The organism is Psychrobacter sp. DAB_AL32B (assembly GCF_002224105.1).
Classification (GTDB): Bacteria; Pseudomonadota; Gammaproteobacteria; order Pseudomonadales; family Moraxellaceae; genus Psychrobacter.
Genome location: NZ_NEXU01000051.1, coordinates 1 through 21,241 on the forward strand (window position 1 = coordinate 1; position 21,241 = coordinate 21,241).

A 21,241-nucleotide genomic window follows, 5' to 3' on the forward strand; every position below is an offset into this window, starting at 1 on the left:
GAGGTCTAGTCATGAGCGTAGCGTTACGCTATCAAGGGCTTTCGCAAACGGTTGCTTGTAGTATTGGCGATGGGGCGATGACAGGCGGCATGGCCTTTGAAGCCATGAACGATGCCGTGCAACAAGATGCTGATTTGATGGTGATTTTAAACGACAATGATATGTCGATATCGTGCTCTATTGGTGGGTTCTCACGTCATTTAGCGGTGTTATGGGAGTCAGGATATCAGGTTGATATCTCTGATACCGGCGAGCCGATATTATGTCAGCGCCCTGATATGCAAGCCTTTGACCGACGTAAGCGTCATAAAGAGCTGCGCGATGTACCGCAACTAGAGGACAATCTATTTAAAGCCATTGGCTTTGCTTATTTTGGTCCTTTTGATGGTCATAATATTCCTGAGCTGCTGCGCGTATTATCGATTGCAAAGCAAGTAAAGGGTCCGGTTTTAGTGCACATTTATACCACTAAAGGCAAGGGCTTTGGACCAGCTGAACTTGATCCAGTGGGCTATCACGCCATTAGCAGATTGCCTTTTGAGGATGATACTAAAGCTGCAGAAGTCAGTGTAAACCCAAGCAAAGCCCTTTTAAAATACTCGCAAGTGTTCGGACAGTTCTTATGTGATAAAGCGGCAGATGACGATCAGCTACTCGCAATTACCCCAGCCATGGAAGAAGGGTCGGGGATGATTGAGTTTGCTCGTCAATTCCCAAAACGTTTTTTTGATGTTGCCATTGCTGAGCAACACGCAGTGACGCTGGCTGGCGGCATGGCTACCCAAGGCGTCAAGCCAATTGTCGCGATTTATTCGACTTTTTTGCAGCGCGGTTATGATCAGCTTATTCACGATATTGCTCTGCAAAACCTTGATGTGATGTTTGCGATTGATCGTGCTGGTTTAGTCGGTGAAGATGGCGCAACTCACGCTGGTGTATTCGATTTTGCCTTTTTACGTTGCGTGCCTAATATGCTGATTGCGGCGCCAAAAGATGAAAACGAATGCTATCATTTGCTAAATACTTGTTATGAATATCAAGGGTGTACGGCAGTACGCTACCCACGCGGTGTAGGCACTGGAGCGACTATTACTCAGCCAGCACAAGTTTATAATATTGGTGAAGCGGTGGTAGAGTCGGTATTGGGTCAAGATGATGCGCCCAATAAATTGGCGTTATTAGCATTTGGCACCATGGTTGCAACGGCTGAACAAGCAGCAGAAGTTATCACTTCTGATCCTTCATTAGCATCAAGCTGTCAGATGCATGTGGTCAATATGCGCTGGGTGAAGCCTTTAGATACTAAGCTGTTAGAAAATCTATTAGCACAAGGTATCACTCATATAGTTACTTTAGAAGAACATATGATTATGGGCGGCGCTGGCAGTGCAGTAAATGAATATTTACTAAACGAATCTGCTGCTTTTAAAGTCAATCGTCCAACCATCTGTAATATAGGTATCCCTGATCGCTTTGTTGCGCATGGCTCTCAAGCCGAACAAATGGCTGATTGCGGTTTAGATGTAGAGGGCGTAGTCCAGCAGCTGCATAAGCTGTTGTGCTAAATACTGGCTTTAAGTTTTCATTTTAAAGAAGTATCTTAAGTAACCGACCGCTGAATTATAAAAATAATAAGTGACTTAAGTAACAATAGTAACAATAGCTCGTAAAAAATTGATAAAATAGCGTAGTAAAAAATAAAGCATGTATTTTTATGCCAAAATATCGCCTGCTTGCCGTAGGTGTAAATTATTTGACAACTTGGGCGGTGCGACTGATAGCAACCATTAATTATGGTTTGCTAAGCGACTGTGGTTCTAAGCTGTGATGGTTATAAACTATAATAGTTTCGAGCGGTAATGGCATAATTTTAATGCAGGTTTTGCAAGCTGGCTTTATTTTTCGTTAATTTTATAAGTGTTCTCTATCAATTAGTATTTATCAAGCAATATTCATTCATCAAACAAGCAGGTTATTTATGGAACCCATGGTCGTCATCGCAGCGCGTGCTGCTGAAAAAGTCGGTAAAGAGATTTTATACGCGCATCAAAACCGTCACAAAATCGAGCTGGATATTGAGTCAAAAGGACTTGATGGACTGGTCACACGTATTGATCGTTTTAGCGAAGAGCTGACGATTGAGACGCTAAAAGCCAGTTATCCGAATCATTCGTTTTTGGGTGAAGAATTTGGCATGCAAGAAGGTCGCGGTGAAGATGCTGATTGGTGCTGGATTATTGATCCGCTAGATGGCACCAAAAACTTCGTTCATGGCGTACCACAGTTTTGTGTTTCTATCGCGGTACAACATAAAGGCGTTACCCAGCACGGTGTCATTTATGATCCCGTCCGTGATGAGATGTTTTCTGCCAGCCGTGGTAAGGGTGCACGTTTAAACCAGCGCCGTATCAACGTCAGCGAACGCAAAACGCTTGAAGGTGGTTTATTCACCACCGGTCATCCTCTTGAGCGTAAGCGCAATGGTGAAGTGATTTCTTATGCAAAAGAGCATTTCGAAAGCTTACAAAAGATTTCTGAAGCGGGTGGTCAAATTCGCCGCTTAGGTTCAGCAGCGCTTGATTTGTGCTATGTAGCTGCTGGTCGTTTTGATGGCTACTTTGAGATGTCAATCAAGCCTTGGGATATTGCTGCTGGTGAGCTTATCGTCACCGAAGCACGCGGTGTGGTGGTTGATCATACAGGTGCGCATAACTCGATGACATCAGGCTCTATTTTTGCTTGTAATATAAAATTATTAAAACCTTTGATGCAAGTGGTTGTACCAGCGTGGGGCGACGCGGTATAGTCGCTTATAGTCATTCGTTTTAATATTAAGTAAAAAAAGCTGGTTCCGTTATGGAGCCAGCTTTTTTGTTTTTTTAACCCTTTTATCTTCAACGGTTATACCCTTAAACTCAAGCTCTTTACTGAAACTTTCCAATAGCTGCAATTCTTCTTCTATCAAAATCAGCATGTCTTGTATCCGCGGTAATGCTTTACTACAAGCGGTAATACCAAATTCAATTTTATCCAAGTAGCTTGCCAGCGTAATATTCATCGCTTGTCCATTAAAGACAATCGAAGCGGGATATAAGGATTGTAGACGTGCCCCATTCCAGTATAGCGGCTTTTCAGAGCCAGGGACATTCGAGATGATAAGGTTAAAAGCTTGTTTTTTAGGGAATAGACCGGTCGCCAAATTAATCCCCTCCCAAGCATAAGAGACCACACTATAGTTGATGACTTGCGCTTGATTCATCCGCCGAAAACGGCGTTTGCCATTATTCATACTGCGATGAATGAGCTCAATTCTACTTAATGGATCATCTAGGTGCGTGCCTAAATTGGTCAATACAAACGACAGCTGATTGCCCGCCACGCTATCATCCGTACGTAAAGACATCGGTACAAAGGCGATAAGTGGTTTACTAGGTAAAGCATCAATAGAGAGTAAATAACGACGAATTGCGCCAGAGCATACAGCGAGAACCACATCATTTTTACTAATATTTAATCGCTCGGCAATATCATTGAAGCGCTGTATATCATAAGACTGTGCTGCTATTCGCCGTGATGCTGAGATGCGCTTATTGAGAACACTCATCGGCGCGGCAAAGGTGCTGACATAACTATCATCGCCGTAATTTTTTAGATTATCCAGCAGTTCTGTAAATACAGGTTTAATCGTAGATACTTGCTCTTTGAGGATTCGTAACGCAGAGCGCTCTTTGGGTAAAATAGCATCGATTTGATTGCGATAGCGTGCCATTAAAGACCAAATTGGCAACGTAACTGGCTCGGTGGGCGATTGTGATAAGGACTTTTTGACGAGGCGCATGGCAGCAATACCATCAACCAAAGAATGATGAATCTTAAAGTACAGGGCAAAGCGTTCAGGGCTGCCTTCGCTTTCTGGTTGAATACCTTCAATGACATGACATTCCCACAACGGCATGGCGCGGTCTAGCAGCCGACCATGCTCTCTTGAGACATACATCAGCAGTTCACGTACGCGTGCCGGCTGGGGTAGAGCGATATGATGCAAGTGATGCTCAACATCGAAATGTTTGTCTTTTTTCCAAAATATCAGATGCTCAAGTACTTGGTTAAAGGGAAAAGTGGGCGGTACATCAGAATCTTGCATCTGTTTTATTAACTGACAAACAAAATTGCTATCGGCATTTTCTGGCAATTCAAATAGAAATAGACCCCCGACATGCATGGGTTGTTTACGCGACTCAAGAAGTAAGAACAACTGGTCGACTGCTGTGAGAAGTCGCATAATAAATCCTTTTATGACGATAGGTTAAATAAGCAATAAAAAATATAAAAACAGTGTATCAAAGCGAATAAGGACTAAAGTTTCGCTAGCTAAATTTATTATTTTATAATTGGTTTTTTCTTAAATGTATCGTAAGTTAAAAATAAGACACGTACAATTGTCACAACATTCTGTTGGTATAAATTTTTCTCGCTTGCTGTGTTCTTCGCCAAACAGAGGCTTCTAATCAAAGCTGCGAATAAAGGCTTTGAAAAATTCATACCAGCAATACTGTACTCTTTTTACCATAAATCGACTATATAAGCTGAAAAGCTACTGAAAAAAGTATCCTGTCTGCGGTGAGCTGGCAGTTGCCATTTTGCGCATTGGCATACGACCGGCTAAGAAAGCCTGACGTCCTGCCCAAACAGCGTGCTTCATCGCCTGTGCCATCATGACAGGATTTTGTGCATTGGCAATCGCTGAGTTCATCAGCACGCCATCACAGCCAAGCTCCATGGCAATTGCAGCATCAGAGGCCGTACCGACACCTGCATCAACCAACACCGGTACGTTGGCATTTTCAATAATCAGACTCAGCGTGTGACGATTGAGCAGGCCAAGACCAGAGCCAATCAAGCTACCAAGTGGCATAATCGCCACGCAACCCATGCTTTCAAGCTCTTGGGCGACGATAGGGTCGTCTGAGGTATACACCATGACTTCAAAACCATCGTCAATCAATACTTTTGCTGCTTTTAAGGTTTCCATCACATTTGGATACAAGGTTTTTTCGTCACCTAATACTTCAAGCTTAACTAGATTATGCCCACCTAATAGCTCGCGAGCAAGCTTGCAAGTACGAATCGCCGTTTCTGCATCAAAACAGCCCGCCGTATTAGGTAAAATAGTGTATTTATCAGGTGAAATCACATCAAGTAAATTGGGTTCATCTCTATTTTGACCAATATTGGTTCGGCGAATAGCAACTGTTACTATCTCTGCTGCTGAAGCGCTAATGGCGGCGCCAGTTTCAGTCATATCCTTATACTTACCTGTACCAACCAGCAATCGAGAAGAAAAGGTGCGACTGCCCACAGTAAACGTATCTTGCGAAAGTGGCAGCGCATTGGTAGTAGAAGTTGCAGCTTGTGACATAACGATAATCCTAATAGCGGGCGAGCAAAGATGACAACCAATCACTGGTAGCAGTGATATAAATGATTAAACGCAGGAAGTAGTTTTGGATGGAAGCTCATAATAGCAGCGCTTCATCGGTAAAATAACAAATCAGATGAAAGCCTTGCTACTTGCGTAAAACAAAATGTTATTATAACAAACTCATGCACGCTTACTGACAATCTTTACTCAGTTTAACGATTTAAGCAATCGACATTTTTTATCCTTTATAATGCTAACCTTTTGCTAAGCTGTTTTTTAAATTTGTCATTCACTAGGTCGTCTTTATGATGCAACTGCCGTACAGTTTTGCGAAACGCCATCAGATTTTGGCCATCCTTGCCATTGACCTTGAGCTACCACCGACGTTGGTGCTGACCAAAGCCACGCCATTACCAGCGATTAATGAAGCGGTGCGGTTTTTACAGCAGCAGGGCGTACGCGGCGTGCCAACTTATGAAAGCGTCAGCTCGGATGATTTTGAAAAACGCATGAATGCCGCTTATGCTGGCAACACAGGCGAATCACAGCATATCGCCGCTGGACTAGAAGACCATCCTGACCTTGATAGCTTGGCGGACAGCGTCCCTGAAACTGAAGATTTGATGGATCAACAAGACGATGCGCCCATTATTCGTCTGATTAATGCGTTATTGTCCGAAGCAATCCGTCTAAATGCCTCAGATATTCATATCGAAACTTTTGAGAAGCGTTTGGTTGTACGCTTTCGGGTCGATGGTGAGCTAAAAGAAATCATCACGCCAAAGCGTCAATTGGCACCATTATTAGTATCGCGTATCAAGGTCATGGCTAAATTGGATATCGCCGAAAAGCGTGTGCCACAAGATGGTCGTATTAGCTTGCGACTGGCAGGACGAGAAGTTGATGTGCGGGTATCGACATTGCCATCTAGCTTCGGCGAACGTGTGGTTATGCGCTTACTTGATAAGCAAGCGGGTCGTCTGAATATGACCTATTTAGGGCTGTCTGATAATGATTATAGTGAACTAAAACGCTTAATTCATCGCCCGCATGGCATTATTCTTGTGACAGGGCCAACGGGTTCAGGCAAGACCACCACACTCTATTCGGCATTGACCGATTTAAATGATCAGACCCGTAATATCTTGACCGCTGAAGATCCGATTGAGTTTCAGCTTGATGGTATTGGGCAAACGCAAGTCAATAACAAAGTCGATATGACCTTTGCCAAAAGCTTGCGCGCGATGTTGCGTCAAGATCCAGACGTGGTAATGGTTGGTGAAATTCGGGATTTAGAGACGGCAGAAATTGCTGTGCAAGCATCTTTGACGGGACATTTGGTACTATCAACCCTGCATACCAATACGGCTATTGGGGCGGTCACGCGCTTGCAAGATATGGGCGTTGAGCCGTTTTTATTATCGTCAGCACTGATTGGTGTGGTCGCCCAGCGTTTGGTGCGTACGTTATGCACCCACTGTCATAGCTGGCAGGCTGCTGATAGCGAACAAGCCAAACTGTTTACTGAAATTGGTATTGGGCCAGTGTCTGACAATATGTCAACTAACCATGGCGCTGAAAATTTGGCAGGTAAATCCATAAAGCTGCCCAGACCAGTCGGCTGTGATAAGTGTAATCAATCAGGCTTTAAAGGGCGGACGGCGATATATGAAGTGGTGCCGGTTGATGATGCCTTGCGTCGTATGATTCATAGTAATACTGCCGAATATGAGTTAGAAGAGTACGCACGCCAGAAGACACCATCGATTCGTGCTGATGGTCTACGCAAGGTAATCGCTGGACGTACAACGCTAGAAGAAGTGCTACGAGTGACCAAAGAAAGCGCCCTACTTGAGGACGCTTTAATCGTTTAAATAAGATTTTTAAAGTAAGGTTTTTAGAGAAATCTTTATTTTGCAGCGATACATTCAACCTCAACGCTCGCGCCTGCCGCTAATTCTGCGACGCCAAAGGCAGAGCGTACAGGGTAGGGCTTAGCCAATTCAGCTTTATAGACTTTATTAAAGTCATCAAAATCGTCCATGTCGGTGAGCATCGCCATACATTTGACGATATCTGACTTTTGATAGCCGTATTTTAATAACGTGGTATTGATATTATCTAGTGCTTGTTTGGCTTCGGCTTTGACACCACCTTTGACCAGCTTGCCATCTTTAAAGCCAATCTGACCAGACATATATAAAGTATCGCCGACACGTACTGCTTCTGAGAAAGGATAATTGCCGCCGTCACCTAAAAACACAGGGCTAGACTTAGTGATAGTAGCGGTATTGGTCACTGGTGCCGCCGTCGCGCTAGCGGCAAATCCTAATGTACAGGCTCCGATGAGCAATGCCTTGGATAAAAAAGTAGGCGCTATTTTGGAAATCATTTTGGACATCATTGTCTCCTTATTATAAGTGTATAAATAACTACTATTAATAACTAACTACTATACGCAGTGCGCTATAAAAATGCTTCATCATAGATAGCACACTGTTTTTACGTATCTTTCATCAGTAATCAATCAATTATTTGCTTGTAGCAACCTCATCATTAGCAGCTGATTGATTGCTTTGCTCGGTTTCTACTGCTGCTTTGGTATTAGACTCAGTATCAGACTCTACCGAACTTTCGCTGGCTTTGCCTAGACGGCGCGCTTCTAATTCAGATTTGGGTATCCAAGCCCATGTCATCTCGACCACGATCGGGTCGCGATCACTGTCAGACTCACGGTCATGAATGACGCACGGAATGACCATCTCGCCTTTTGGTGTATTTAAAATATCTAAGCGCTGTTCATCAGATAAGCTCGCTACGGCGGCCATTTGCCCTTTTTTAATCGGACGATAAAAATTCACCGAATAAGATTTAATCAATAGTACACGATCAGCGGGTAAATTTAAGCCTAAGATAAAGCCCGTTGCTGTCTCAGCAAGCAAGGTAATAGCAACTGCATGGATGGAGCCGATATGGTTTTGCACCGCTTTGGTATTGTTTAAACTGACCACCACTTGGTTTGGCTCAACCGTCTCATAATAGATGCCCGTCGTGCCCACATAAGGTACCACTTTACCAAACGCTTTTGATAAAATGCTCGAGCGTGCACCAGCAGGCAGGTATTTGGTGATAGATAACAGTTTGGTGAATTGATTGCTGATGGGTTTTAGGGTGCTGTTTGGTTTTTCGACGCTTGATCTTGCGTTGTCAGATACTTTAGCGGGTAGTTTATTGCTCAGTTTGATAGGGAGTTTTTTTAATAATCCTGACATACAACATTCCTCATTTGAGTGGGATTTACAATGCTAGTAATACTAGGGCTAAAATACTCATGTCATAAATGAGTCACCAAATACACTTTATCCTAGCAGCTATTTTAGTTATGGTACATTAACTGCTCAGTCGCTACTATTATTAGCATGAACTACCACGCTTACAAAATAACAGTGACGTAACGGCATATTAGTCGATAGTAATAGCGGCGCTAGATGTTATTTAGATAGACACGCTATCATGGTGAGCTTTTAGCACTTTTTTATATTTTTTTACCTGATTTTTAATGCTGGATAATGCTATGCCTGATATGTCTCATTGTAAGCCGACCAATATTATTTATACGGGTGTCGCTGGTACGGGTAAAACCTACCGATTACTACAAATCGCTAAAGAATATACGGATTATTTACCTAGAGCTAATGATGAGGATTTGCTCAAGCAGCTATTGAACGAGTTAAGCTGGCGTGACGTTGTCTGTTTAATATTTTTAGATTTTCAATCGCAAAAACAAGACTTAGTAAAAGTACCTGAAGTTGTCAATCATGAATTTTTTGTCGCCAAAGCGATGCAAAACGCACGAGAGAAAAATTTAAATAATACGGCATGGTCTGTGCTGCAAATGCATAGTCCAACCAGCTCACAAACGGTTACGTATAAAAATAGAGCCAGCCAAGCTTATTTTGATAAGGACAATAGCGGTGCATGGTATTTGCTGCCTGAAGGCATTGAATTATTAACCGATTTATCGCTGCAATTAGCAGAGTTTCAGCAGGCGCAGCGTGATAACAGTGCCAGCCAAGACCAACGCTTTAGCCAGCAGCGCTTTAGTATGGTCAGCTTTCACCAAGCTTATGGCTATGAAGAATTTGTCGAAGGTATTCGCCCTGTGATGGCAGTCTCCAGCTCATCAAATAGTAAGGTTGTAAGTAATAGTCAGACAGATAACAGCCCATCGCAAATGAGCTATGCCATTCAAGATGGTGCATTTTTAAAACTATGCCAGCGTGCGGCACGCGATCCAGCACAGCGCTATGCGATATTGATTGATGAGATCAATCGCGCTAACGTTTCACGGGTATTTGGTGAACTACTCAGCTTGATTGAGCCCGATAAGCGTACTGGAACGCCGAATGCTATGACGGTTAATTTGGCGTACTCTGGGCGGGCATTTAGCGTTCCTGCCAATGTTGATATTTATGCCACCATGAATACCCAAGACCATTCTTTAGCACCATTAGATATGGCGCTACGTCGGCGTTTTCGCTTTGTTGACTGTCCACCGCAGCCTGAGCTCTTACCGATTATTAATCTTAGTAAAGAATCAGAAGCGCCAAATGAAACCGAGTCCATAGATTTAGCCAAATTGTTGACCGGTTTGAATAATCGTATTATCCAAACGCTAGGAGGTGAGGCGCAATTGGGTCACGCATTTTTATTACCAGTGAATAGTTTTGAGCAATTACAAACGGTACTGATTGAACAAATCATTCCGCAATTAGCCCAAGCGGCTGGCGGGCAAGTTGCTGTCTTGCAGTATATTTTCAAAGACGAGCAGCAGCCGATGTACGCGCAGTTTATTCACGATAGCCAAACGCTAATAAATAATAATTCAAGTCATCAGATGGATAGTCAGCATAATATAACTGCCCAGAACCAAATGTTCTCAGGGCAGCACTCATTTCTCAATCAGTCTATCAGTACCGGTAGCTATAGGATTAATACTGACCTTATCGCTAAGGCAGGCGAGTTTGCCAAGCTATTTGTCTATCAGCGTTTATATCAATAAGGTTGTTAAGCAGTGATAAGTAAAGTTATACAATCTGATAGTAGTGCTACAGCCGATAACGTTAATAGCGCCAGTATTAAAGCAGTTGATACTAATATTTTGACTGTGTTTGAGCACCAGCGCCTAACGACACATGATTTTTTGCCCGTATCTGACTTTCATTGGTTAATAGGGCAAGAGTTTTCGGTATTTAGTATTAAACGCAAGCAAGGACAGTGGCAGTTAAAGGTTGGGCACTATATCGGTGTTATTCTACTGCCTAGTGGCATGACGCTTGAGATACTGCCAAAGCTTCATAAGTCAACACAAAACAGCGATATAGGACAAACCCGTCAATGGGTGCAGGACATGCTGTCAGATTTGACCAATAGTCTGCCTAGCAAACTGCCGCACAGCAAAAATCTAGGTCAATTCAGTAGCCAACTAACACCGCTACCGATAGCCGCATTGCCATTGTCGGACTGGTTGATCGCGCAGTTTTTGCAGCGCTTGGCTCATTATCAACCGACTAAGCATTATCAAACGCAAACCCATAATCAAGCAGCGCTACATGGCCGACTGCTCATCAAAGAGCAACTGCGCCATAACAGCATGCAGCCGCATAAGTTTGTCTGTGAGACAAGTATTCTGAGTAAAGATATGCTGGGTAACCGCTTGATTAAAAGTGCATTGCAGCTGCTAGCGCCTTTATTATCTAAATCGAACTCACCTCAATACTTACAATCATGGCAGCAAGTACCTACGCTGACTCATCATGAGAGGCAGCGCCTAGAGTCAGTATATAGTCGAGCAAAGAACGAGCTTGCTATTCAACCGCTTGGAGCGCAGCAATGTCAAGCCGCCCAGCAGTTAGTCGACTTTGCTTACTGGCTATTGCAGCAGTCAAACACTACTACCGGTAACAGTATTGGACCAAAAAACTCACTTAACACAAATCTAGCCCAACAGCGCTTATGTCTATTGATTGATATGAATCAAGCCTTTGAGCAATGGGCAAGTCAGCGCATAGCGGCAATATTTCAGCAAGTAAGTTCAGATTATAAACCGTTGTTTCAAGCGCAAAGTGTATGGCTGAACGATGCAGAAGGGCAGGCGTGTCTGTCTATTCGTCCTGATTTACTCATATATAAGGCGGCTAGTGAGGAATCAGCTACTCACGCTGATAGGCTTCAAGGTCAGGATAATAAAAAAGAAGCGCTCACACCTAGAATGTCAGGTAGTTATAGCCATGTTATCGATATTAAATGGAAGCCTTTAGCCAATCCAAGCGCTATCAGTGCCAGCGATGCTTATCAATTGACCAGTTATGCGCAGGCTTACCAAGCAGGACAATGCTGGCTGGTTTATCCGGTACAAGATAATAAGAGACAACCAGTAGTGCTAAAGCAACAAGCCTATAATAATGACACTGTTAATAATGTCGATATCCATAATAATAAAAACGCCAATCAGAATACCAACTATGCACAACTATGGCTCATACCGTTTAATGTCCTCACTGGTACGATAAACAGTGGCTTGCTTCCAGCATCGGATGTAGTATAATCAGCCCTATCGATGATTAAGCATCATTGATGATTATTGTGGTAAGAATTTTTGTCAGAGCTGATTTCATAAGAAATAAGCGTTTTTTAAATAATTTAGCCGTTTTTTTAAATTAATTAAAAATAGGTGTTGACACAATCGGCTTTACCCCTTAATATGTGCACCTCGATAGCAAGGAACATTAACGAGTTAGCGGTATTACCGATAACCAGTTAAGCAACAAAACTATCGTGATAATAGAAATTTCGGAGTGTGGCGCAGTTTGGTAGCGCATCTGGTTTGGGACCAGAGGGTCGTAGGTTCGAATCCTATCACTCCGACCATCTATTTTTTAAGAGCCTTACAGGCTTTTTTTTATGTATAATGGTTTGGTTTCTGATATTATAAACTGACCAAATTATATAAAAGTCCTCTAAGAGCGCCTGTAGCTCAGTTGGATAGAGCATCTCCCTTCTAAGGAGGTGGCCGCAGGTTCGAATCCTGCCAGGCGCACCATTTAGCCTGCAAATCTTGCCTTTTCTTGGCAATAGTTATGGCGGTTGTAGCTCAGTTGGTAGAGCCCCGGGTTGTGATCTCGGTTGTCGTGGGTTCGAGTCCCATCAGTCGCCCCATATTTTATTCTGCTTTATCTTCTATAAATTCAAATCACTACTTTCCTATTAAAACTCTATTTAAAAATAACAGCACCTGCCACTTTTGGCATTTTTTTGTGTCTGACTGTTTTATATTATTCTCCTAAATAATTACAACCTTCTTAGCTATTTAATTAACTAACAGTCTGCTAGCCTTTCCTCTTATTTTTTCTCATTTTTTTATGAGGGGTCTTTTATGATGAAAGCCTACCCAACGTATGTGTTTGCTGTACTATCAATATTAGAAAAATTATTGGTAGTCGATACCTTTTAAAAAGAATATAAGATGTTGGGATAAATTTTCTGCAGACTTTGTCGGATTTTGCGTCTAAGAAATAAGAAAGATTTTGCAGAATCCATTGTTATTGAGCATCTGTCATCGAGTATCTGTTATTGAGGAAGTGATTGATGGACGCATTGAGCGTGTTGTTACAAAATGTGCATTTATTTGAAACGAAATACTATCGTTTAAATGGTGCCGGTAATTGGTCTTATTCCCTCACTAGACAAGATACGATTTTATTTTATTTGGTAATGTCCGGTAGCTTTTGTATTGACGTGGGTAATGGGCGACGAGAAGCACATGCTGGTGATCTGATTATGATTCCTAGTGCGCATAAGCATACCAGCTATGCGCTGAATCATCATGGTGAAGACGCCGAGCCATTAGATGAGTTGCTCAATAATTGTAAAGAGAACACGCTTGATCTTCATGGTGATGGTGACCCCAGCTCGTCTTTGATATTGATTGAATGCAAGTACGATAAAGAGATGATTCGTCCTTTATTGTCAGTACTACCATCAATATTACCTGAAATTAGTGAAGAGTCTGAAGGTCGGTTTGAAGTTATCGATGTAGAGATTCGGCTACTGACGTTGGAAGCTAAGCACGAGCGTATGGGCAAAACTGCTATCATCAATCATTGGGCGAGTATTATGATGATTGAGTGCTTGCGAGTTTATATTGAGAGTCTGCCTGAAGCCACGGACAATTGGCTAAAAGCCATGAAAGACCCATTTCTAACCAAAGCACTGGTAGCGATGCATGAAATACCGAGCAAAAACTGGACGATTCATAAGCTTGCTGAGGTAGCTGGCATGTCGCGATCGAGTTTTGCGCAGCGCTTCAAAGATGTGGTTGGTATACCGCCGTTGACGTATTTAATTGACTACCGTTTACGTCTGGCTGCGCGTTATTTACGCTTGCAGCAAAACAGCATCAGCCGTATTGGTGAACTGGTTGGTTATGCGTCAGACTCGACCTTTAGTCAAGCATTTAAGCGCGTTTACGGCGTATCGCCAAAAGCGTACCGCCAGCAATATCAACAACAGCTACTCGCTTAGTTGATATTTAAAATAGAGACTTTTTAAAATACAGACTTTTATAGCAAGTCTTTTTATAGCAAAGACTTTTATCCTTTCGTTTTCAACTGACTGCATAATTTTTTAATGAATTTTATGCTTTAATGAGCCAGCTTAATGGGTTATCTGCATCAATAGTATTTCGATAATGCACGGCTGACAATGTACGTAGGTTAAGGTACTATAGAATGCTGAGTCGCCTAGGTGCGACAGCCTTAAGCCTGCTATATTTTATGTCAGTAATATAGTATGACTTAAGGGATTTTTATTTTTGCAGCTGATGGTGTTTTATGACTGAACCGACCGCAAAGCCAACCGTAAAATCAAATAACTCACAAGGCGCTTCTGCGTCTGCCACAAATAAAGCCAATATCAATAAAAACGATAATAAAGGCAAGGCTAAAAACATCCAGCATAAGTCCAAAAATAAGCAAAAAGATAGCATTACTGCCACGTTTGATAAAGCGACATTGTTAGCATTATTCACTTTGCCTAGTTCTGACGCCGCTTTTTCTGAAACAGCAGCTTTTGAAAAGTTATCTGTAGAGCCATCTAACTTAAGTACAGCCAGTCAAATACCTGCAAAGCAAAGTCTGAATATTGCTGCTAGCGACACTAACATTGCCGCCCAGCGTGTGGCGCTTTATCATACTCAGCACGAGCGTACGCGCCAATTATATATGGCCTCTGCTGCTACCCGTCCTACCTATCTAGTACAAACCCTCAAAACACAGTTTGCCGAATACCAGCAATATCTACTCGCGCAGCAGCTTGATAAGCGCGGTTTGATGGATACAGATTTACTAGAGCGCTTATGGCAACAGCTACATGTGGTCGATGATATCATCGAGGATATCGTGCGCCATATGCCCGCCCAGCAGCCGGCGGGTTGGCAGCTTTCGACGCAGGATGGACACAATCCATTATGCTTTGCTACCATCGGTAAGCTAAAACATGACAAACCCATCCATGATCAAGGCAGTCTCAACAGCTATGTACTCGGACACTTCGGCGTGAGTAGCTTTACTTATGATCGCGGTTACTATATTGGTCATGTGGTTGGCTACTTATTCAGCTGTTATTTCTGCGCTCATTTGTCTATCAGTTATGGCGTTACAGCGCTTGGCCAGCAAGTGGTCAGCGATTATGGTTACGCCAGCCTTGAGACCCCGCATATGGTCAGGCTGCTACAAGGTTTAGATAGCTATTGTAAAAAACGCATTTATCAATTGGCCGTGAGCTGCGCTCGATTGAGTGTTTTTGCCAGTGATAAGCGCATCGAGAGAATGCTGATTGCTGAAGTTAATGACTTTGATAAAAAATTGCAACAACAGCATTTAGATGTTTTATTATTGCAAGGCTTAATGCCAGATAGTAACGACTCTACACCGCTTTTTTAAACTATTTTTGTTTAAATAATTTATTGTTTACGTACTTATTTATAACCCATTATTATTGACCGCCTTAGGATATCTGCTGCTATGCCCGCTTATCATTATAAAGCGCTCGACGATCGCGGCGGTATCCAAAAAGGCTTGCTAGAAGGGGACTCTGCGCGGCAAGTACGCCAGCAGTTGCGTGATAAACAATGGACGCCAGTTGAAGTTAGCGCTGTCAATGATAGGCAAAGCCAATATAAAAGCCGCTATAAAAAACCGTCTGCTCATGAGTTAGCGCTCTTGACCCGGCAGCTATCAGTATTGCTCGCTGCTGGTATTCCGTTAGAAGAAACACTCGCCGCCGTCGCCAAACAATCACCAAAAACTCATATTAAATCTCTCATGCTGGCCGTGCGCTCGCATGTATTAGAAGGCTTGAGTTTGGCGCGTGCTTTGCAGCAAGCAGCGAGCTTTCCACCGCTCTATATCGCTACCATTGCCGCAGGGGAAAAGTCAGGACATTTAGATTTAATCCTCAATCAGCTGGCCGATTACACCGAAAATCGCTTTGCCCTACAAAAGAAAATACAAGGTGCCATGGTCTATCCCATCGTGCTGATGGTCATGGCAGTTGGGGTGATTATGGGGCTGATGAGCTTTGTGGTGCCTAAAATTGTCAAAGTATTTGAGCAGTCCGAGCAAGCACTACCGCTGATTACGCAAGTCGTTCTTGCCCTGTCTAATGCCATTACCCAATGGTGGTGGCTGATGCTATTGGTATTGGCAGGCACAGCATTGTTGTGCTATCGCTGTGCCCAGACGCAAGCAGGTAAATTAGCGATAGACAGTATTATACTAAGATTGCCAATATTGGCACGGTTATCAAAAGGGCTCAATGCCGCGCGTTTCGCCAGCACGCTTGCCATCTTAGTACGCTCCGGTGTCCCACTGATCGAGGCGTTGCATATTGGCGCTGCGGTCACCACCAATTTGCATATTCAAAAAACCATCATTACCGCTGCCGATCGAGTCACAGAAGGCTCAAGCTTATCCAGTCAATTAGAAAAATCGCCATATTTTCCGCCGATGATGGTACAAATGATTAAAAGTGGGGAAAACTCAGGTGAGCTTGAAAATATGCTCAGCCGTGCCGCTAATATGCAGGAAGCGGAAGCCACCAACTTTATCAGTACGCTATTATCGTTACTTGAGCCTTTGATGTTGGTCTTGATGGGCGTAGTCGTTATGATTATTGTGATGGCAGTAATGCTGCCGATTGTTAATATGAATGATCTGGCAGGCTAGATTTTTGAGAAGTATGTTGTTTGATTTTTGATGCTAGTACTTTGCTTCTTAATCCCTTCCTCGATTTCTTTAACCTTTCAGATTTTCACTTCTTATTTACTGTGTCTGACTCTTTAAAGCTCTGATACGTTATTTTTTTTGTATCCTATCAATATTCTATAGCTCTGACTTAACCTTTGATTAGGTTTCTTAAGTTTTGCTTACTGTTGTATATTGTTGACTGGATAATGCTTTTGCTTTCGTCAAATGTGCCGTTACGTTATAGTGAGTCGTACTTAAAAGTCATCGCTATAAATTGCTAATATAAGTATTGATACTATCTAATTATTAATGCTATCTAACTATTGATGCTAAGTGCTTATAATAATTGGTGATAATATTATTGCAGTGGTAGATAAAAATAAAGTCATAGTCTATAGTTGCCATTACTTCATTATTAATCCGATACTTACATATAACTGTGATAATAAAAGCGACGACTATGATTGATAAAACCCAAGTAAATACGGCAGCACTGATTGCTGCAAATAATACCCAACTGCCTTCAAACCCTAGCAGTGACCATCTGACACTATCTATAAAACGTAGCCAATCAGGCTTTACTCTGATTGAAATTATGGTTGTGATTGTGATTTTGGCAATTCTTGCCGGTCTCGTAGTGCCAAAAGTGGTTGGTCAGAGTGATAAAGCTCGGGTAAAAACCACCGAAACGGCGCTCGCAACCGTTTCTAATGCGCTTGATATGTATAAAGTGGATAACTCACGCTATCCGACGACAGCGCAAGGTTTAGACGCGCTCACAACACCGCCTGCCGATGCCAAAAATTATCCTGACGGTGGCTATATTAAAGGTGGCTTTCCGACCGATGGTTGGGAAAATGAGATGCAATATGTCGCTCCCGGTAGCGAAGGTCGCCCTTATGATCTATTTTCTCTAGGCGCTGATGCTCAGCAAGGTGGCGAAGGTCAGGATGCTGATATTTACGCTCAGCTGTAGTAGTGTTTATTGTCGTTAAATATAAGTGCTATGAATTATAAATAACGTCGTAACAACGAGTTTATAAGCATAAGTAATTTAGAAGCAGATAACAACAAGTCTAATAACTGCTAAATATCAACCAATAACCCGTTATTGGTTGATATTTTTTATGAATACACGAATACATAAATATATAAAACTATCGTCTTATCAGATAATTTTGTATGTTGAATCCCAATACTATTATTAGCACAGCACAGCACAGCACAGCACGTTTGAGTTTTAAGTATCCGTTATCGACAGTTTGTATGATCAAAAACATCCGTTATTAAAAGTAGTTATTGTTGAAAGTAGCCATCAGAGGTAATCATATGTCCATCATAATGCCAACATCGAAAGCAGCCGCCATAAACAAACGCGCTGCTAAAAAGTCTTATGCGCTTGCATTTGCCATTGCAAGTACCTCATTGATGACGGGATTATCAATGATATCTATGACTGCCCAAGCTGCAGGTCTAGGCGAGCTATTTAGTAATAATAGTGCCGAGCAATCAAAATTTTTGCCAGTCGACAAAGCATTTCAAGTGAGCAGCACTACTAAAGCGACGTCTAAGGGCACGCGTTTATCGATCGCTTTTGCTATTACGCCCGGTCATTATGTTTATAAAGATAAACTCACTTTAAGCTTCCCTAAAGGTATAAGTGCTGCCCCTTTTACTTTTAGTCAGTCGCCTATTTCCATTGATGATCCAACCTTTGGTAAAGTACCTGTATTTACGCAAAAAAGTATCGTAGCAACCACCACGCTCACGACAAATAATGGCAAAGCGGCGAAGAATGTGCCGGTTATTATTGGATGGCAAGGCTGTTCGAAAGCAGGACTGTGCTATCCACCGGAGAAGATCAAAACCACACTGAATATTGCGGTGACACGCAAATAGGTTTTGAGTAGGTTGATTCAAATATTAGCAATAAATAGGTAGCCCTTCATGTCCATTAAGACACCAAAAACCATCTCTTCACTAAAAACGCCATCGCTAACCGTAGATACTCCTTTAAAAAATTCTTATCTATTGGCCTTTGCTATTGCGAGTAGTTCGTTGTTTGTAGGACTGACAGCAACGACCATGACCACGCAGGCGGCAGGATTGGGCGATCTGTTTAGTAAAGATCAAAGCGCCACGCAGTCGAAATTTCTGCCAGTGGATAAAGCCTTTCAAGTCACTAGTAGCAGTAAAGCTACCAAATCTGGGACGCGCTTATCAATTAATTTTGATATTACCCCAGAGCACTATGTTTATAAAAATCAGCTTAAACTCACTTTACCTGCTGGTGTGAGCGCAGCACCCTTCACTTTTAGTCAATCACCCGTCTTAATAGATGACCCAACATTTGGCAAAGTACCAGTATTTGATCAGTCGAATATGGTTGCAACCACTATTTTGACCAGCAGTACGGGCAAAAATGTAGACAATGCGGCGGTTGTCATTGGTTGGCAAGGGTGTGCTAAAGCAGGGCTGTGTTACCCACCTGAAAAAATTAAAACCACCGTCAATATCGCTGCGACACCGCAACAGGCTACGACAAGTAGCGCCAGTACTGCTGCCAAAGATTCAGTCGCTCAAAATGCTGCAAACAATAATAATGTTATAGATAATGCCAATGCAGCAGCGAATAACTCGGCGACATCAGAAACGATAAATGCTGCAGATGTGGATAGTCTTGAAGCAGAACAAGCGCTGACAGATGACGAAGTGATTGATTATGCCTTGCTAGAAGACGGCGCGTTAGATGGAGAGCTTACTGCTAGTAATACGATTTCTGGAGCAGATGGAGGGGCAATAGGCGGTGATGCTACTATTACTAACAGTGATGCCGCTGCCGCTAATGATTTAGTAGAAAGCGATCCATTTGGTTTGGCCTCTCACCCTTGGTTGGCATTGGGCTTATTGTTTTTAGCCGGTTTGGGCTTAGCACTGACGCCATGCGTACTACCGATGCTGCCGATTGTTGCCAATATCGTCGCCCGTGAGCAAAATCCAACGGTTAAACGTGGCGTTATTTTGACCACCAGTTATGCGATAGGTGTCGCAACTGCCTACGGTATCTTGGGTGCGTTAATTGCGGTATTTGGTGAGTCGCTAGGTATCATTGGTTGGTTGCAAAATCCAATTATTCTAATCAGCTTTGCCATAGTATTTGTACTATTAGCACTTTATATGCTGGGCGTCTTCAGTATCCGTTTGCCACGAGCGATCAGTAGTAAAATGCAAGGCTTGAGCCAAGCCGGTGATAGTAAACTAGGCAGTACTGGTGGTAGCTTAGTGGCTGGATTTTTATCAGCACTAGTGGTATCACCTTGTGTGTCCGCGCCATTATTTGGTGCATTGCTTGCGGTGTCGACGATTGGTAGTCCGCTGCTCGGTTTTGCCGCTTTATTTATGCTGGGTTTTGGTTTGTCCGCGCCGCTTATTTTAATCGGTGCGACCCAAGGCAAAATTATGCCAAAAGCTGGCGAGTGGATGAACTGGGTCAAGCAAGGTTTTGCTTTACTATTATTTGCAGTCGCGTTATTGCTTATTGAACGTGTCTTTATTTCACCGGTGATGCTGCTGGTGTGGGCATTATGGTTTATGGTCGTGGCGACATGGGCATGGAGCTGGTTGGGTAAAGGTCGCATGCTGACCCAAGCCATTGGTTTGCTAGCTGGTATCTGGGCGGCCTGTTTGATCATTGGCGCGGCATTAGGTAATGATGACAGCTTACATCCGCTAGCGTCATTAAGCGCTGCACCGATGTCTATTCAATCTATAGGTAATCAATCGACAACTGGTCAGCCAGCAGGCAATAACGGCGCGACAGATGAAAACATTACGACACTAGCAGAGTTAGATACTATTATCGCTGCCAACCCTAAAGTCATCGTCGATGTTACCGCTGAATGGTGTATTGAGTGCCGTATTATGGATAAAAACTTATTCCATAGCCGTCCAGCACAAATGCAAGATTGGCAGTTGGTCAGACTTGATATTACCGAGACTACCGAAGACTCTAAAGCCATCTTAGCGCGCTATAAATTATTTGGCCCGCCAGCACTGCTATATTATGTAGAAGGTCAATTAGTGGGTCAACAGGTTGGTGAAACCGATCGTCCAAAGTTTGAGGAGACCTTGACGGCGCTGAATAAGTGATTGAAATCGAATAACGCTTAGCTTTACCCTTCTAAGATTCTTAATACAAATAAGCCAATATACTGTGATGACAGTATATTGGCTTATTTTATTCCTCTAATACACTTTATAGGTCTTTGGCTAAGCTCTTGGTTTTATGTCACTTATGCCCATTTGCCTTCGGGCTATTTACCTTTGTCCTGTTCAGCGATAATGCTAGTATAGTGTGTACATTTTCATTACAATAAAGCAACATTGCTAAACGCACCTTATTCAGCGTAATAGCAACCCTTTATCTCCAAGTTATATTAATTTTTTATGCTAGTTTAGCGCCGACGCTAATGGTTATATCAATCATCTCATATATTCTACTGACAATAATGAT

General features: G+C 42.7%; 15 protein-coding genes and 3 tRNA genes. 14 read left to right on the plus strand and 4 right to left on the minus strand.

From position 1 onward, the window contains the following. Both dxs and CAN34_RS05800 read left to right on the plus strand, forming a co-directional pair. A partial coding sequence (gene dxs / locus CAN34_RS05795; protein ID WP_089554844.1) for a 1-deoxy-D-xylulose-5-phosphate synthase occupies nucleotides 1-1,565 on the plus strand: 1,565 nt, incomplete at its 5' end. Between the two features lie 413 nt (nucleotides 1,566-1,978). Beyond that, a complete protein-coding gene (locus tag CAN34_RS05800; protein WP_089554845.1) occupies nucleotides 1,979-2,806 on the plus strand; it encodes an inositol monophosphatase family protein in 828 nt (275 codons plus the stop codon). Nucleotides 2,807-2,854: 48 nt separating this feature from the next. Here CAN34_RS05800 and CAN34_RS05805 read toward each other — a convergent pair whose 3' ends face one another. Then, complete coding sequence (locus CAN34_RS05805; protein WP_089554846.1) at nucleotides 2,855-4,282, minus strand: wax ester/triacylglycerol synthase family O-acyltransferase; 1,428 nt, start codon at nucleotides 4,280-4,282, stop codon at nucleotides 2,855-2,857. A 312-nt stretch (nucleotides 4,283-4,594) separates the two neighbouring features. Then, on the minus strand, nucleotides 4,595-5,419 hold the full coding sequence (locus CAN34_RS05810; RefSeq protein ID WP_089554847.1) for a thiazole synthase: 825 nt from the start codon (nucleotides 5,417-5,419) through the stop codon (nucleotides 4,595-4,597). Between the two features lie 308 nt (nucleotides 5,420-5,727). Between CAN34_RS05810 and gspE the strand changes: the two genes are divergently transcribed. Then, entirely contained in the window at nucleotides 5,728-7,296 is a 1,569-nt protein-coding gene (gene gspE, locus CAN34_RS05815) for a type II secretion system ATPase GspE (protein ID WP_089554848.1), read from the plus strand. 35 nt (nucleotides 7,297-7,331) lie between these two features. On the opposite strand, the gene CAN34_RS05820 is transcribed toward gspE, so the two are convergent. Continuing rightward, complete coding sequence (locus tag CAN34_RS05820; RefSeq protein ID WP_254423106.1) at nucleotides 7,332-7,823, minus strand: RidA family protein; 492 nt, start codon at nucleotides 7,821-7,823, stop codon at nucleotides 7,332-7,334. A 130-nt stretch (nucleotides 7,824-7,953) separates the two neighbouring features. Continuing rightward, nucleotides 7,954-8,694 (minus strand): DUF4442 domain-containing protein, encoded by a 741-nt coding sequence (locus tag CAN34_RS05825; RefSeq protein ID WP_089554850.1) that lies wholly within the window; start codon nucleotides 8,692-8,694, stop codon nucleotides 7,954-7,956. Between the two features lie 302 nt (nucleotides 8,695-8,996). Between CAN34_RS05825 and CAN34_RS05830 the strand changes: the two genes are divergently transcribed. The 11 genes from CAN34_RS05830 (at nucleotide 8,997) to CAN34_RS05880 (ending at nucleotide 20,877) form a co-directional block, all read left to right on the plus strand. After that, nucleotides 8,997-10,484 carry an McrB family protein gene (locus tag CAN34_RS05830; RefSeq protein ID WP_089554851.1) on the plus strand — a complete coding sequence of 496 codons (1,488 nt, stop codon included), beginning with the start codon at nucleotides 8,997-8,999 and terminating at the stop codon, nucleotides 10,482-10,484. Nucleotides 10,485-10,496: 12 nt separating this feature from the next. Next, on the plus strand, nucleotides 10,497-12,029 hold the full coding sequence (locus CAN34_RS05835; protein ID WP_254423107.1) for an McrC family protein: 1,533 nt from the start codon (nucleotides 10,497-10,499) through the stop codon (nucleotides 12,027-12,029). A 246-nt stretch (nucleotides 12,030-12,275) separates the two neighbouring features. After that, a tRNA-Pro gene (locus CAN34_RS05840) sits at nucleotides 12,276-12,352 on the plus strand. A gap of 95 nt (nucleotides 12,353-12,447) precedes the next feature. Then, nucleotides 12,448-12,524 (plus strand) — tRNA-Arg (locus CAN34_RS05845). Nucleotides 12,525-12,564: 40 nt separating this feature from the next. Continuing rightward, nucleotides 12,565-12,640, plus strand: a tRNA-His gene (locus tag CAN34_RS05850). 429 nt (nucleotides 12,641-13,069) lie between these two features. Next, entirely contained in the window at nucleotides 13,070-14,005 is a 936-nt protein-coding gene (locus CAN34_RS05855) for an AraC family transcriptional regulator (protein WP_079690760.1), read from the plus strand. A 308-nt stretch (nucleotides 14,006-14,313) separates the two neighbouring features. After that, a complete protein-coding gene (locus CAN34_RS05860; RefSeq protein WP_089554852.1) occupies nucleotides 14,314-15,423 on the plus strand; it encodes a hypothetical protein in 1,110 nt (369 codons plus the stop codon). Nucleotides 15,424-15,504: 81 nt separating this feature from the next. After that, nucleotides 15,505-16,707 carry a type II secretion system inner membrane protein GspF gene (gspF, locus tag CAN34_RS05865; RefSeq protein ID WP_089554853.1) on the plus strand — a complete coding sequence of 401 codons (1,203 nt, stop codon included), beginning with the start codon at nucleotides 15,505-15,507 and terminating at the stop codon, nucleotides 16,705-16,707. A gap of 565 nt (nucleotides 16,708-17,272) precedes the next feature. Beyond that, the gene (gspG, locus tag CAN34_RS05870; protein WP_089554857.1) at nucleotides 17,273-17,704 is read left to right on the plus strand and encodes a type II secretion system major pseudopilin GspG; all 432 of its coding nucleotides are present in this window, start codon (nucleotides 17,273-17,275) and stop codon (nucleotides 17,702-17,704) included. Nucleotides 17,705-18,057: 353 nt separating this feature from the next. Then, a complete protein-coding gene (locus CAN34_RS05875; protein WP_089554854.1) occupies nucleotides 18,058-18,627 on the plus strand; it encodes a protein-disulfide reductase DsbD N-terminal domain-containing protein in 570 nt (189 codons plus the stop codon). Nucleotides 18,628-18,675: 48 nt separating this feature from the next. Next, entirely contained in the window at nucleotides 18,676-20,877 is a 2,202-nt protein-coding gene (locus tag CAN34_RS05880) for a protein-disulfide reductase DsbD domain-containing protein (RefSeq protein WP_089554855.1), read from the plus strand. The last annotated feature ends 364 nt before the right edge of the window (nucleotides 20,878-21,241 follow it).